Source organism: Lachnoclostridium sp. (assembly GCF_031997925.1).
Taxonomy (GTDB): domain Bacteria; phylum Bacillota; class Clostridia; order Lachnospirales; family Lachnospiraceae; genus Lachnoclostridium.
On sequence record NZ_DAMADT010000010.1, the window covers coordinates 24131 to 37467 of the forward strand.

18 protein-coding genes are annotated in these 13337 nt (G+C 32.5%); 3 read left to right on the forward strand and 15 right to left on the reverse strand.

The window, feature by feature from the left end; all coding sequences use genetic code 11:
- Positions 1-51 precede the first annotated feature (51 nt).
- From RTP52_RS08695 to RTP52_RS08705, 3 genes are all read left to right on the forward strand, one after another.
- Positions 52-1041 carry a phosphotransferase enzyme family protein gene (locus tag RTP52_RS08695; RefSeq protein WP_312370605.1) on the forward strand — a complete coding sequence of 330 codons (990 nt, stop codon included), beginning with the start codon at positions 52-54 and terminating at the stop codon, positions 1039-1041.
- 66 nt (positions 1042-1107) lie between these two features.
- Positions 1108-1497 (forward strand): hypothetical protein, encoded by a 390-nt coding sequence (locus RTP52_RS08700; protein ID WP_312370607.1) that lies wholly within the window; start codon positions 1108-1110, stop codon positions 1495-1497.
- An 84-nt stretch (positions 1498-1581) separates the two neighbouring features.
- Positions 1582-2139, forward strand: a complete 558-nt coding sequence (locus RTP52_RS08705; protein WP_312370608.1) for a TM2 domain-containing protein — start codon at positions 1582-1584, stop codon at positions 2137-2139.
- A gap of 173 nt (positions 2140-2312) precedes the next feature.
- Here the strand turns inward: RTP52_RS08705 and RTP52_RS08710 are convergent, their stop codons facing one another.
- From RTP52_RS08710 to RTP52_RS08780, 15 genes are all read right to left on the reverse strand, one after another.
- The gene (locus RTP52_RS08710; protein WP_312370609.1) at positions 2313-2864 is read right to left on the reverse strand and encodes a hypothetical protein; all 552 of its coding nucleotides are present in this window, start codon (positions 2862-2864) and stop codon (positions 2313-2315) included.
- Between the two features lie 54 nt (positions 2865-2918).
- Positions 2919-3365, reverse strand: coding sequence for a peptide deformylase (gene def, locus RTP52_RS08715; protein ID WP_312370611.1), 447 nt, complete (start codon positions 3363-3365; stop codon positions 2919-2921).
- Complete coding sequence (locus tag RTP52_RS08720; protein WP_312370613.1) at positions 3355-3600, reverse strand: helix-turn-helix transcriptional regulator; 246 nt, start codon at positions 3598-3600, stop codon at positions 3355-3357. The genes def and RTP52_RS08720 overlap by 11 nt, the downstream gene beginning before the upstream one ends.
- 134 nt (positions 3601-3734) lie before the next feature.
- Positions 3735-4256 carry an adenylate kinase gene (locus RTP52_RS08725; RefSeq protein WP_312104637.1) on the reverse strand — a complete coding sequence of 174 codons (522 nt, stop codon included), beginning with the start codon at positions 4254-4256 and terminating at the stop codon, positions 3735-3737.
- 172 nt (positions 4257-4428) lie between these two features.
- Positions 4429-4938: a hypothetical protein gene (locus RTP52_RS08730; protein ID WP_312370614.1), complete on the reverse strand. Its 510-nt coding sequence runs from the start codon at positions 4936-4938 to the stop codon at positions 4429-4431.
- A gap of 378 nt (positions 4939-5316) precedes the next feature.
- Positions 5317-5841: a GNAT family N-acetyltransferase gene (locus tag RTP52_RS08735; protein ID WP_312370617.1), complete on the reverse strand. Its 525-nt coding sequence runs from the start codon at positions 5839-5841 to the stop codon at positions 5317-5319.
- Positions 5842-6003: 162 nt separating this feature from the next.
- The gene (locus RTP52_RS08740; RefSeq protein WP_312370619.1) at positions 6004-6171 is read right to left on the reverse strand and encodes a hypothetical protein; all 168 of its coding nucleotides are present in this window, start codon (positions 6169-6171) and stop codon (positions 6004-6006) included.
- Positions 6172-6645: 474 nt separating this feature from the next.
- Positions 6646-7497, reverse strand: a complete 852-nt coding sequence (locus tag RTP52_RS08745; RefSeq protein ID WP_312370621.1) for an AraC family transcriptional regulator — start codon at positions 7495-7497, stop codon at positions 6646-6648.
- A 124-nt stretch (positions 7498-7621) separates the two neighbouring features.
- Complete coding sequence (locus tag RTP52_RS08750) at positions 7622-8164, reverse strand: hypothetical protein (RefSeq protein ID WP_312104613.1); 543 nt, start codon at positions 8162-8164, stop codon at positions 7622-7624.
- Positions 8165-8179: 15 nt separating this feature from the next.
- The gene (locus RTP52_RS08755) at positions 8180-8419 is read right to left on the reverse strand and encodes a hypothetical protein (RefSeq protein WP_312370623.1); all 240 of its coding nucleotides are present in this window, start codon (positions 8417-8419) and stop codon (positions 8180-8182) included.
- Between the two features lie 18 nt (positions 8420-8437).
- Positions 8438-8929: a DUF3795 domain-containing protein gene (locus RTP52_RS08760; RefSeq protein WP_312370625.1), complete on the reverse strand. Its 492-nt coding sequence runs from the start codon at positions 8927-8929 to the stop codon at positions 8438-8440.
- 238 nt (positions 8930-9167) lie between these two features.
- Complete coding sequence (locus RTP52_RS08765) at positions 9168-9713, reverse strand: hypothetical protein (protein ID WP_312370627.1); 546 nt, start codon at positions 9711-9713, stop codon at positions 9168-9170.
- 741 nt (positions 9714-10454) lie between these two features.
- Positions 10455-11168: an SAM-dependent methyltransferase gene (locus RTP52_RS08770; protein ID WP_312370628.1), complete on the reverse strand. Its 714-nt coding sequence runs from the start codon at positions 11166-11168 to the stop codon at positions 10455-10457.
- Between the two features lie 327 nt (positions 11169-11495).
- Entirely contained in the window at positions 11496-12338 is an 843-nt protein-coding gene (locus RTP52_RS08775; RefSeq protein ID WP_312104601.1) for an AraC family transcriptional regulator, read from the reverse strand.
- Between the two features lie 478 nt (positions 12339-12816).
- Positions 12817-13233, reverse strand: coding sequence for a hypothetical protein (locus tag RTP52_RS08780; RefSeq protein WP_312370629.1), 417 nt, complete (start codon positions 13231-13233; stop codon positions 12817-12819).
- Between the last annotated feature and the right edge of the window lie 104 nt (positions 13234-13337).

Below are 13337 nucleotides of genomic sequence, written 5' to 3' on the forward strand. Positions count from 1 at the left end.
CGGATTGCGATTACCCGCTTTGACTAAAAAATAGAAAGGATTGATTATGCTATGGATTCTATATTTAAAGTTCGATATTCTCAGCTATCTCCAGATGCAATAAAGGATGAATTAATAAAGCGTTATGATGTTATAGAGCCTATCCAATGTGAGTTCTTTGATAGTGGAATGAATGATATTTACCAAATAAAAACTTCGATGGAATATTATTATTTACGAATTTCCCAAACTGGGATGCACGATGAGAAAGACTATGAGGAAGAGATAAATATTCTTCTCGATTTATTACATATAGAACTACCTGTAGTACGTCCAGTGAGAGCAAAGGATGGTACTTTTCTTTGGAAAATCAATGCTCCGGAAGGAACTCGATATGGTGTACTTTTTACAGAGGTCAAGAATAAGCCTTCGGAAGATAAGAAAACTTGTTTTCGAAATCTAGGTAGAAACATTGCAAAAATGCATCAAAGAGCAGACGAGAAACATTACCTATGTAGTAGGAAACCAATAGATTTGACGGCATTAATTAGTGAACCTCTAGAGCGGATACAACCATATTTAAAGAATCGTGAGACTGATTATGAATTTCTAGTAGAGTCAAGTAAAAAGCTTGGAAAGTTGATTGAAGATAAGTTACAGCGAGAAGAACCAAATTACGGATTTTGCCATGGTGATTTGCATAGTGGTAATATCTTTTTTGAAGAAATGACACCTGTAATATTTGATTTTGATTGTATGGGATATGGATACCGTGCTTATGATCTCTGTGTCTATGCATGGAATGAATCGTATCAAAATAATGACTATTTAGAAGGTGAGGAATGGAGAGCATTGCTTGAGGGGTATGAAGAGATACGATTACTTGGTGTTCAAGAAGTGCAATCGATTGAGGTGTTTATTGCATTAAGGCAGTTATGGTTAATGGGGCTTCATGCTGATGTAATGCAGCGAAATGCAGGTTGCTGCTGGTATAATGACAATTATTTTAATGAACAAATTGAGATTTACCGAAATTGGTATCAAAAGGCTATAAAGAAATAAAGAATATTCATGGAAAGTGTTTGGGGAGAATACATTGTTTCATAAAGAATGTAAAGGGGTTTTGATATGTTACATACTTTTATAAAAGATTTTTACAAAACAATATCATTTGACAAGGGAGAAGAATGGAGGGAAGAAGCATTTCGTGAGTATTTTTTAAGTGATGCGATTTTATTCGAATGCAAAGATGGGTGCTATCATAGAAAAACTATTGATGAATTTGTTTCAGAATTTACATCATTAATAAAATTTCATCCAGAGTACTTTGAAAATGGATTTCAAGAAAAACAAGTTAACGTAAAAATAATTGAAAATGATATAAGCACTCTGACAAGTAGCGAATATGAAAAATGCTATTGTATCAGTGGTAAGGAAGTAAAAGAATATGGAATTTTTAATATGTCGATTGTAAAAAAAGATGGTACTTTAAAGATAGCTTGTTTGATATGGAGTTAGTTTCGATTGCTTGCATTAATGATTTATGGTAAAATAATGTAACAACAAATAAATATAATTTATTGTTACCAGGGGGAAATTACGTTGGATAAGTGTCCAAATTGCGGTGCAAGAGTAGAGGGAATTCAATGTCTATATTGTGGCTCTACCTTTAAAGAAAATCAGGAGCAGCAACAAGCACATCAAAATCAAGCGCATCAAAACTATTCATCTCATAGCCAAACATATCATAATAAAACGGTTCAAAGTCAAACGTTTCAAAGATCTATCAATATATCATCCGATAAAATATCCGATGAACTTTCGGAAGATATTAATGATTTAGTAAATGATATTTTATCGACAAGTTTAGTAAAATCGAATAATAAATCTTGGAAGCAACAATATAAGCAAGGAAAAGATCCGATTCATATTTACAATGGGCCAGAAGAGATTATAGTACCTCAAAAGAAACGGGGGACAGCTTTATTACTTTGCTTCTTTTTTGGATATTTAGGATTCCATTATTTATATTTAAAACGTTATAAGATGTTTCTATTATACTTTTTTACGTTTGGATTATTGGGATTTGGTTATTTTATCGATGTATTTAGAATTATTTTTGGTTTTATAAAAGATGATTATGGTCAATATTTAGTTTAGAATAAGGTTAGTAAAGGTGAGCTTCTTTGGAATCTCACCTTTATTTATTGGCAAGGATTATCTCGTGAAACATGTTTTTATTGATGATATTGTGTGTCAAGCGAAGCAAAACCACTTAAAACCAGAGTTGCTATCTGATAGATATTTTATTGACTGATAGTGCTGAATAGATATTAATACCTTATAGACAATATAGATACTATCATTTCATATTGTTTTGATAGCAGAAATAGGCCAACGATGAAACTTGTTAAGTTAGCGACAACACCATAAAAAACTCTCTCTTTTCCAGTATAGCCCTTTAAAAGTTTAGAATAAATAATAGATTCTGAAAGTAATATAAATAATTCAACAGGAAATAGAATTATGTTAGCATATAAAGAACCTTTATAGATAATAGTCGCACCTAATATGGCTGTCATGATGAGCTGTGTTGTGATATTCACCGTTAAGAATACCTTATAATTATTCTTGACTGAAAAACCAAATAATAATAGTACAATGAATTCAATGAGGAGTGTTGGTATACATGTTGAAAAAAATTGTACAATATAAGCAGTTAGTAGAGGAGGGGTAGTACCTTGATTGCTAAGATAATCATAGGTAATACTACTTTGTAAGACCTTTCTAGTAAAAGTATCAGAGACAGTTACCTTGCCGCTTTCTGTTACAATAATGATACGATAAGTTTCTGGTAATCCCAGATAGCCAAATTCATGAATCATAGTATCCTCATGTGCTTCTCCTGTTAAACTTCCATACATGGGCCTTGTAGTACCTTATTCCTCTATAGCCTTATCCAAGAAGATTTCACCATTTAAATGCTCAATCTCATGGCAAAAACATTTTGCCATCTCGCCTTCTCCTGAAATTAATATTTCTTCGCCATTCTCATTTAGTGCCTGAACAGTTACTTTTTGAGGGCGAATAGTTTTAACAAAATGGTTCGGGAAACTCAAGCATCCTTCGATGCATTCCTGCACTCCACTGGAACCCACTATTTTAGGATTTATTAATTTATAATAATAATTACAGTAGTCTATAACAATGAGTCTTTTTAAGATACCGACTTGATTCGCCGCCAAGGCTGCACCATTCTCTGTATGATGTAAGGTATCCATCATGTCATCCAGTATTTGACGTATCTTATCGTCAACTAACGAAACTTCTTTGCATTTTTTTCTTAGTATCTCATCATCACGAAATCTTAATTGTCTAATAGCCATAGCTGTCCCTCCTGCTACTTTCAGCCCTTGATTTTCGTTTACTTTCTTCAAAGATAAAAACCTCTTCGATAGAACACCCAAAAACGTTTGAAATATCATATGCAAGCCAAATGGAAGGTTCGAATTTTTCCGTTTCTATTGCGTTAATCGCTTGTCTTGAGGTTCGAACAAGCTCACCCAACTGTTCTTGAGTTAATCCTTTGAGTTCTCTTAATTCTCGAATTCTATTTTTCATTATCTAATCCCTCTCTGTAAGGTTAACGTTACATGTAGTATAAACGTAATGATGTGTAAAGTCAACCTTACAATGAACTGAAAGGATATGAGTACAATGAATTGTAAGGATACGAGTACAGTCATAATACAATTTTATAATACTATATCAACATCATATCTATTATCAATTAAAGTATATTCGTTATTTGATTCTATACATTTCTCTAGATTGAGTGAATTCTCTCTAAGTAGCATTTCTTTTGTACAATATTTGGCATCATCTTCATCTCTACATTCTATAATACTTGCATGTTTCATAATAACTTCATAGTGTTTATTGATATAGTTTGTACTAAATATAAGACAATTAAATTTAATATACTTTAAATAGTCATCTTTAAAATCCTTTTTATAATCAAACGGAATGTAACATCCTTCAATGACTAAATTTTGTTTATTTTCGATACATGTTTTAATTATTTCTCTGGTGATAGGCCAAAGAACCTGAATGATATCTTCGACATCATCTTCTGGTGTTAATGTGCTAAATCCACTTCTGATTAATCCCATTTTTAAATGGTCTTGTGATAAATACGGGAATTCGTATTTTTTTAATAACTTTTGAGCGAGTGCAGTCTTTCCGGTGTGAGAGCTACCAGTAATTAAAATAACCATACTATTTCCTCCTTTAGGAAGAGCAGAATCATGGGTATTAAATGCATATAATTACAAGCTGTACACACGCCTATACCAGATGGGTTTGTACAGTTTAATGCAAAATAATTTAGTTTGAATACCCTAAAAGCTCATCTGTTCACTGTTGTGTTAGTTAGTTTTTAAACTTGTATTAAGATACGGTACATGATCGTCTAACAGGGTAAAATTCTCTTAGTAAATCGATATAGTCCGATAATTTATCTAGGTTTGGTTCCAAAAATTCAAAGGTAAAACCATTGCATTTTTCAATGAATTTATTATCTAAGCTATAAGATTTTCTGAATTTGCAAGTCCCATCTTTTTCATTATGACAATGCTTGCATGTACCATAATCACTAGTAAAAACGTCCTTTATAAAACTCTTAGAATTTTCAATATATTCACGATGCTTATCAATTTTATTTAAGAAAACACGGAGAATAATACTGTTTTCTCTTATGTATATTCTGGCAGCAACTTGTTTACTTTTAACGCCGCTTTTTGAATAAATAATCATATATTTTCCCCAACAAAAGCCACTTCCTATGTTACCGCCAAAATCATACCCGAGTTTTGTAATCTCATCGTTAAATGCTAAAATAATTGCTTTGTTTTCATCTGATATAAAATGAAATCTTTCTTCTTCTAATATAGTCTTCATGAACCCTCTCCTGATTTGGTTATGTTCCTAATCTTGATATAATTAGTGTTATCCTATAATTACCTATTTCTCTTAGTATAATTTTCCTAATATGGGAAGTCAAGAAATAGTAGTGGAAGAGATGATTGACAAGCAGTAGTTCTAGTGTAAATGAGTACATTACTAGTATAAGTGCACACCGAGTACTTAAATTTTTAAGCAAGAAAAAAGCGAAAACCATAGATATTTTTAGGTTTTCGCTTTTAAAAGTAAGTACGAGATGAGGGCCGAATTCAAGGCTCAATTTATGTCACATTAAAAATCTTTCATTATTTTATAACATCACCTATTAGAGCATTCATTTACGCAGTTTACAATTGTTTCTATGACGATAATTCATTATACTTCTTCCTCTGGATTTAATATCGCATACACATAGGTATCCCAATAGATAGGGTTTCCGTTTTGGTCTTTATGAAAAGAAACGTTTTTTCTAAAATATGCTTCACGTTTCATTCCAACATTTTCCATTAACTTCCATGAAGGTGGATTTTGAGGTGCGCATTCTGCATAAATTCTATGAACGCCTTGATTAAACAGATATTCTATCATCGCTTTGCTGGCATCACTACCATAGCCCCTATGCTGATAGTTCTCATTTAATACATAGCCGAGTTCTCTTGTATTAAAATCCCTTTTTCCTAGATAAATATTTCCGATAACCTTATGTTCATTTTTTAACTCAATTGCATAGAATTCATCGCTTTGCATTCTATATTCAAGTTCTTCTTTTGCTTTATCACTAGTAAAATCTGGATACGCCTCAAATTCAGCATTAACTCGCTGTAACATATATTCGCATAAATCATTTTCGTCTCTCAACTCATAACTGCGAATAATTAAATCATTTGTTTCAATTTTCATATGTAATCTCCATTAGTAGTAGTAAATCCTACTTATCCTTTATAATTTCCAATTTTTATATTATCACAATTATTTAAAATAGCAATAAAAAATAATTACTGAATATCTATGTACACTTCAACAAAATGAGTACCACTGTATTTCCATATACTTTAATAGAGATCAACTTACAACTGATTCTATTATATTAAATAAAACTTTATCGCAATCAATTTCTGCCATCGCGCCTACCGGGATCATATCAGCATCGCCACCTCTACCGCCAGAGATAGAAATGAGAGCGATAGTATCCCCTGGTTTTAATGCTTTTGGCTTTATTAGCTCATTCATGACAAATTTACCCCCAATTATTAACTACTTATTTTAGTATAGATTTCCTAATATAGGAAGTCAATAGATAGCAATGTGATATGTATGACTAGCTGGGGATTTAACTATTAGTTGTTTTAGTTATTGGTTAAAAAAGTAGTGCACTATGAAGCAATGCAATCCATATTAGCGCATTCTAAACACAATCACTTTCAATTCTCGTCTAATCACTGAACAAGTTAGAATGGAATTCATCAAGAAAGAGCAGGAATTTCTAAAATAGCAAGAGAGTAGTAGAAGAATTATATACAGAAATCTATACTGTACCAGAAGGATTATTACAAGCCAGCAAAAAAATCCCTTGAAAATATCAAGGGATTCTGCAAGCATAATAATGAGATCTTATAGGTCATTATAATTACCACCAAAAACTACGCCATTCATTATTGACTTTATCTATTTCATCAAAAGACATTCATTAACTATGTATGATTCTTATTGTATTTCCTTTACAACAGGATACCAGAGCTCATAAGTATAGTTTTCTTTAGGAAAGTCATAATCAAAATATACTTCTACATCAGGAATAGAATTATCCGCCCTTCTGTATCCGGAAGATGGGAACCATTCCTGCCAAATACGATTAATTAATTCTAACATTGTTCCCTCAGCTTCGAAAATAGCCCAAGTTGTTTCAGGGATATCAATCTGGTCTAAATCTTGTACATCAGAATTTTTAGTTGATGCAGCAATGTAATAATCAAATGTATGCTCGCCGTCAAAGTTGGCACATAAACCTAACAAGCCTTTTGGTTCAGCATTCGATTGTTTTATGATTTTTTCATAGGATTCCTGTGGTAAATCACGCCAGAAATATGGTAGTAGATTTTCCTCCATATCATTTCTGAATGTCTTCTTGACACCAACAACTTTAAAAGCCTCTTTCTTCTCAATTCGGCACTTCATTTTAATCTCTCCATTCAATATTATTCGGAAAGTGATGCGAGGATAGGAGTTTAAAAAGATTTTCCGGCTTCTTGCATATTGAGGTGATACCTTATGTTGATTTTGAAAAGCTCTGTTAAATGCAGTTGGCGATGAATAACCATACTTCATAGAGATATTTATAATTTTTTCATCGCTATTTTGCAGTTCTAGTGCTGCAAGCGAAAGACGTCGGCGCCTGATGTATTCGCTTAACTGTATTCCTGTAACAATGAAAAACATATTTGATAAATCATTGCGAGAACAAAATGCTAATTTAGCAGCATAGTTAAAATCAATTTCATTACCCAGGTTTTCTTCAATGTAATCAAGAGCTCTGTTCAATCGTATATTCCAATCCAAATAGCACATCTCCTTTCTTTCACAAGTATATCAGGAGAAAAAACAATAATCCTCTCATTTATCATTTTCTTATGAGAGCTTCGTTTACACAAGTAAATTATCACGAACTTGTTGTTCAGGAGATCTATTTTTTACAACGAATCAAAAACTCATCCAATGATGAAATACCATCCTCTAGAACAGCTTTATACACATCCATACTTGTATATTTTTCAAAAGAATATAATTCTTTCTCTATAAGTCCCTTTTTAATTTGAATAATAGTATTTCGTTTGTTTTCATCCAAATCTATTTGTTTTTTTACATTGTCACAAAAACTTTCTGCATTAGAAATCGTACTCTTATCAAAAAACCAGATATCTATATTCCATAAATCGCCCAAAATCATAGTTTCAAATCCATGAAACCATACTTGTTTTCCCTCACTTGTCAATTCTTGCTTAGCTTCATACCAAATAGGTTTATACTTCTTCAATATAACTGATGTCAATGAATATAGTTTTTCTATATCCATATCATCGTTAGTGACATCAATATCCAAGTCGTTCCATGCCATAACATTCATGGCATAACTTCCAATAATCTGTGGTGTCCCATACTTTTTTAATTCATCAAACAAGCCTAAATCATATAAAAGCTTGTCTGCTTGTTCTTTCATATTGTTCATACAAAATCCTTCTCCCTAAATACCTCGTAATAATACCAACGCTCTCTTGTATAGTGGGTCAAATTCACAACCACAATTTCCGCATTCGCTATCAGCTTTCTCTACTGCGGTAATTAATTCATTAGTAACTATCTCCGATACTTTTTCGTTAAGGTTAGAATCTAACCATTTTATTGATGGGGCATCAATTAGATCCCAACCAGATTCCGCAAATTTAGTGATAATCTCTCTTAGTTCATCACCTTGATTTATCATACTATTACCTCCTAAAAACTATTTTTTAAAACTTATGTAATGAGATATATCCTTTTTTTCATTAAAATAATTTTCAATACCGATTTCTCGGATTCTAAAGTTCCCTTTCTCCCAATCATTAGCGGTCACATTATTTATTATTTTAAAAAAATCTTTTGCTTTATTGCATGGAAATTCAGAACAATCAGCACAAAAATCCACCCCATGATCTTTAACACAATTCGGAACTATACATCCTTCTATGCAACCTGCACCTGGCGATGGATTATTTCTGCAACCTGGACATTCGGATTTGGTATATCCACTCAAGTTTTTGTAAAATGCTTCAAATTCGCTTACCCATGAACGGTATTGCTCTGGAATATTAGCATTGTTGAAATCATAATAACCTTCAAAATAGTTGCATAATTTTTTTGCACATTCTGATATAGCACCATCTTTTAATGCTGGACAGGTGTAACAAAAAAGAGAACATGGTGCAACATTATGTAGTAATTCTTGTTTATCCATTAAAATATCCTCCGATTGTAAATGTTAATATAATCAACTATGAATTTATTTTACTGATAATTAATTCATCATACATTAGACAGGTCAACTAAATTGAATTCTTTTTTCTTTATTTTATTTTTAAACCTATGATATCTTCACCATCAGTATGCTTAATTTGTAACTTATTGTTGCCACCATAAGAGATGGCACCACATATATTAATTCATCCACAAAAATTAGTACAAAATGTAAATCATTATCGATATTTATTTATCGTTTCATCGCTCCATATATGAGCCTCAATATATCTTTCTGGTCCATATTTACCATCGTCATTCCAAACTTGCGGCAGTCCATATTTCTCAATAATTTTTAATATCTCATCATAAGAATATACTTTCTTTCGGTATTCTTTGTTGTCAGTTATTCGGTTGCTAAATGTCGGCATTGAATCACCATAAGTAAACGAAACGGTATTCAAATCAAATTCTTCAATAGAGATCTTTAAAAAAGCGCTGTTTTCAAACCAAGTGCTTAACCACGGACTATGTTCAATCACCATATAATGCGGTGACATTCTCTTTATAATACCGCCTTTTTTCGCAAACTCTGATCGAATTATATTCTCACAATTATGCCGATGCTCCACATATTCACTGTCACGTTTAGCGCTTTGAGCCTTAGGCTTATTCACTTTTATAGTATTGAGGATAGTTTTCGCTTCATTAACAGGCAAATCCGATAAACTGACAAAAGGTCCAACTGTTTTATCATAATAATGATATAAAAAAATCTTAACCACCTCCGTATATATTTCCACTTCTCAATCGTAAAGGATAGTGAATTTATTAATTATAATTCCATTTATTGTATTATACATTTCTAAATAAGTGAAGTCAATCGGCGCATTTTAAGCATAGCAACTACACTGAAACGGCCAAGGGCTATAGCTACAATTACTATGAAATCGAGGAGATTTGTCCCTACGTGAATTCATCTGTGAAATATGTCAAGTATAAACGTAAGGAGCGCTAACATAATGAGCAGTTCCCCTTATCAAAGGATTCGAAAGAGAAAGATTTCATGCGATATACGCCATAGAAAGCATGGAATGAATGATGACAACCAGAATTTAAAGTGATTACTCAAATCGACTGAAATGAAAAATCCCTAGAAGCCTTGATTTTACAAGATTTCTAGGGAAATTATTTAACCTCATTAGTGAAGTTCTCCGCTTCTGTAAGCGGGGGTAAGGACTTGCCTGTTTTAGAATGCCACGTAGTGACAATGAGGTAGAGCTGGTAGCGTAAGCGGATTGCGAATATCCGCTTTGACGCACGAGACGGGATTCGAACAAATCCCTGCACTAAAATGCTGATAAATAGGAGGCTTGCGGCTTCTGTTATTTATCTGCACACATACTTACACACATGGGATGTGTGTTTGATTTCATAAAAATTTGCATTTATGAAACGAATTATATTAACTGATAACACAATATGAATATCCTTATAATAATAATATTTTCAACTTATAACATATCTTAACGTTTAGTTCCTATAATCGAAATTAAATTCATATACCTTCCATTATCCATTTCAATCATAGCTTTATCTCCAAGAGCAAATTTATTATCTGCTTTTAGCCAGTCTTGCCATGCTTCATCGAAGCAAGCCATTTCTTGAATTCTTTTAATTTTAAAACTATCTGATTTTAATAATAGTTTTTCCCACCAATCACAAGAATTCCAGGTTCTAAGAGCTTCTTTATCCCAGTATTGTTCCATTTCTTCTGGAATACAATCATGTATTTCGTATTTCATACCGGGAATACCAATGGCAATTAGAGCATCTTTCTTTAACAATTTTGATAAGTATTTATCAAAATATGTTTCGTTACTTCCAAAATAATGGTACGCATCTACACTAATGACCGCATCGAAATAATCTTCTGCAAATGGTAATTGCATTGCATCAGCATGTATTGGTATAATTTGATTTTCTAAGCCCATTTCTTTAAAGCGTTTATAGTTCTCACCAGCTGAAATCCATAAATCTACTGCAAATACTTGTACTCCATATTCTTTTGCTAAGAAGATTGAAGTTAATCCATTTCCGCATCCTAAATCTAAAACTCTCATATTGCTTGTTAATGGAACATTTTCTAACAAATTTTCTAAGATTATCATAGAATTAGGTCCCATCATATTTGCTCTTACAAAATCAGTATCGTATTTTTGGCTTTTTAAATATTGCATATGAATTCCTTTCTTATAGAAAAATTATAGTATTCACCCTACAGAAAAGAAAACAGGTATAGCAAAAAAAACTATACCTGTGATAAATCTTCAGATGGACTGAGAGGTTAGTGTTTTCTGTAAGGCATTATAGGTCGACAAAAAAGCTGGAATACCCAACTTTTTATCCTATATTAAAATAAAGCACATTACAGAACCACTGACAAACAGACATCCCCTTTCAAATAATATAACTTAAGAATAACATCATTGTTATATAATGTCAAACATTTCCTAATTAAGAAGTCAATCAGCACATCTAACATAATGCTTATTAGGCACAGAACATTACTTTTTAATAACAGGTATCCATATTTCGCTTTTGTAATCAGATGAGCTTAAGTCACCATTTGAGTACCATTCTACTTCTGGAGCTTCTGCATGTTCATAACCAGATGTAGGAAACCATTCGGAAAAAATTCGTCCCCATATTTCTGCCATTGCAGTAGGCATAGGGCCGATTATCTCAAATATTGCCCATGTAAGGGATGGTATTTCAAGCTTGCACAAATTTTTTGGGGAATTGCTTTCAGTTATCGCGGCTATATAGTAATCAGTTGTATTATCCTCATACATTCCACTGTACACTCCTACTAACCCGTTTCCAAGTCCTGCAATTTGTGAAATAGTTTCTAGTGGTGTCTCGCTCCACATTTTTCCAATACTTTCACCTAAACCATTAATATGTGAAAACCTCTGTTTTACACCTACAACGGTAAATGAATTTTTTTGCTCAATTCTGTAGTTCATCTCAACCACTCCTTTTATTGATAAGGAGAACGTTACACGAGGATACGCTTTTAGCGATATGCCTTTTTCTCTTGCTTTTGAGGGTGTAACTTCATGCATTGCCATAAAAGCCCGAGAAAACGAGTCAGGCGAGTTATAACCATATTTCAAAGCAAGATTGATAATTTTTTCATTACTATTCTGCAAATCAAAGGCAGCAAGCGTTAATCGGCGACGACGTATATACTCGGACAGCGGTATGCCGATAAGAAAAGAAAACATGCGTTGAAAGTGATATTGGGAACATAATGCTATTTGGGCAACCTTTACGTATTCAATTTCAGCATCAAGATTATCTTCAATATAATTAATCGCATTTTTCATATTCTCAAGTGTATCCATATGCTTCTCCTTTCAAGATAAGTATAATATAGGTATTTTACTAATACCCGATAATTTTTGCAAGAATTTGTAGGTTGTAGTATTTAGAAGTTAGTTCAGAAGATTATATATATTTTCTTCAGTTCGCAAATGAGAACTATATCGAAGTTTATCACTCCAAATTAATTAGCTTAATTATACTTTTCCTAATTAATTAAGTCAATCCACTATGGGAAAAAGTGTATATTCTACACAATAAAAAAGTGTACACCTCTCCGATAAGACATGATAACGGTTACTCGATACCTCTTCGAGTAAACGGTTATCTTTTTGATACCATTCTCCGTATTTTGTATGATAGATTGTAATTTGCAGAACCGTTTATTCGCAGCTGTGAAAGATTGTGTAGTGACATAACTTCATATAATGTTTATTACCACTAGAATAAAAATAAAGCTAGAATAAAATTAAAAGTCCCAGTGGTCTATTTTTGCAATAATTATATAATCTGAGGTTTTAATCCAGCCCAGATAATCAATATGGGAGTTTCTTTACCGTCTGATGAAATTAAATTATAATCTATGGCAATTTCATTATAGTTCAGATACCGTTTCTTGACTGTCATTTCATGCCCATAATAGGTATAAAACTCGCCATTTGTATAACGGGTATCATCGACTACATAAGTGAAAAAATTACCATCATAATAAAGTCTGGCGGTTGTTGCCGGCCCGTCAACACCAAACTTTGTAATTCTGATCTTGTCCGGTATCCCCCTACCGTAATTATCCATGAAAATTAAAAGTCTACCTATATTAAAATTCAATATCATATCGGTCAAGACATCCCAATTCCTTGTTGCCATTATTCTTGTATAATCACGTGGTAACGCTTCTAACTCCTTTCTCAACTGCATGCTTATATCGATATAACTTTCCATTGTTTTTACTTATTCCCTTTTTATAATAAAGTATGGTTAAACTATTAACATATTACAGGTCGATGAAAAGACTACCCTCA